This is a genomic window from Microbacterium sp. zg.Y909, from assembly GCF_024626565.1.
In genome coordinates, this window is the sequence record NZ_JANJFJ010000603.1 from 1 (window position 1) to 1770 (window position 1770).

The window sequence follows — 1770 nt, forward strand, 5'->3', positions numbered from 1 at the left end:
TCGGACAGAAGGATGCCGGGTACGTCACCATCCAGATCCTCGACGTCGACGTCGAGAACAACCAGGCCCCGCGTCCGCGCGACCTGACCGCGCGCGTGCTCAGCGGCGCCGAGGTGAAGATCCCGATTCCGCTCGAGGGCATCGACCCCGACGGCGACTCGGTGCAGATCGTCGGATCGTCCTCGGCGCCCGCCAAGGGACGCATCACCGAGATCGGCGAGAACTTCCTGCGATACGAGGCCTTCGCCGACGCGGCGGGCGCCGACCAATTCACGTACGAGGTGCAGGACCGTCTCGGCCTCTCGGCGACTGCGACCGTGCGCGTCGGCATCGCGCCGGGCACCGGTGTGAACCAGGCTCCGTTCGCGGTGAAGGACGTCGTGCTGATGCGGCCGGACCGCACCGTGGCCGTGCCGGTCATGGTCAACGACTCCGATCCCGAGGGTGACAAGCTCACGCTGGTGGCGTCGGGGCTCGAGGTGCCCGAGGGCATCGTCGCCGAGGTCAAGGGCGACCGCGTCGTGGTCTCCAGCGCCGAAGAGGCGGGCACGAAGACCCTCAGCTACACGATCCGCGACGCCCAGGGCGCTTCCGCCATCGGCTCGCTCGTGGTCACCGTCGACCCGGAGGTTCCGCTGCAGCCGCCGATCGCACGCGATGACCGCGTGACGATCGCCAACGTGGGGGACAGCCCCACGGTCGACGTCGAGGTGCTGCTCAACGACGAAGACCCCGACGGCGTGCGCGACGAGCTCGAGATCTCGACCGCCGACGTCGACGTCGAGGTGCGCTCGGCGGGCGTCGTGCGGGTGCCGATCGCCGATGCGGCGCGCATCGTGCGCTACGACGTCACCGACGTCGACGGGCTGACGGCCTCGGCCTTCATCCACGTGCCCGGCTTCGCCGATCTGCGCCCGTCGCTGCGCTCCACCGGCGGCATCGAGGTCATGAGCGGCGAGACCGTGGAGATCCCCCTGGCCGACCACGTCGTGGTCGCCGGGGGCGGCCGGGCGATCGTCACGGAGGCGGCGAAGGTGTCGGCCGTGCACTCCGACGGCGCGGGACTCGTGAAGGATGCCGAGACCCTCGTCTACACGTCGGCCGACGGCTACCACGGCGCCGATGCGATCACCTTCGAGGTCACCGACGGCACCGGCCCCGACGACCCCGAGGGCCGGGTCGCGACGCTCACCCTCCCGGTGACGGTGCTGCCGCCCGACAACGAGCCGCCGACGCTGTCGGGCGCATCGATCACCGTTTCGCCCGGTGAGGATCCCACGACGCTCGACCTTCGGGGCCTCGCTTCCGATCCCAATGAGGAAGACGTGCCGAACCTGCGGTTCGCGCTCGCCGGCCAGGTCCCCAACGGCTTCAGCGCCTCGGTCTCGGACGGCACGCTGAGCGTCTCGACGGATGCGTCGACCCCCAAGGGCACGTCCGCCAACATCGACGTCTCGGTCACCGACGGCGACAGCGACCCGGTGACGGCCACGGTGACGGCGACTGTGGCCGCCTCGACCCGTCCGCTGGCGGTGACGACAGAGGACGTGCTTCCCGAGGCCCACCAGGGTGTCACGCAGGTGATCGACGTGCTCGCCAACGACCAGAGCCCGTTCCCGAACGACCCGCTGACCGTCATCGATGCCCAGCTCGAGGTGGGTCAGACGCAGGGGCAGCCGCGCGTGCTCGGCGACGGACGCGTGGAGGTGACGCCGGCCGGCGACTTCGTCGGGAGCCTCGTGGTGCGCTATCGCGTGCAGGATGCCACGG

The 1770-nt window shown here is 70.7% G+C and carries 1 protein-coding gene; it reads left to right on the forward strand.

What is annotated here, in order from left to right; translation table 11 throughout:
- Nucleotides 1-1770, forward strand: a 1770-nt coding sequence (locus NQ160_RS23325) for a cadherin-like domain-containing protein (RefSeq protein ID WP_257517390.1), incomplete at both ends; no start/stop codon positions are given.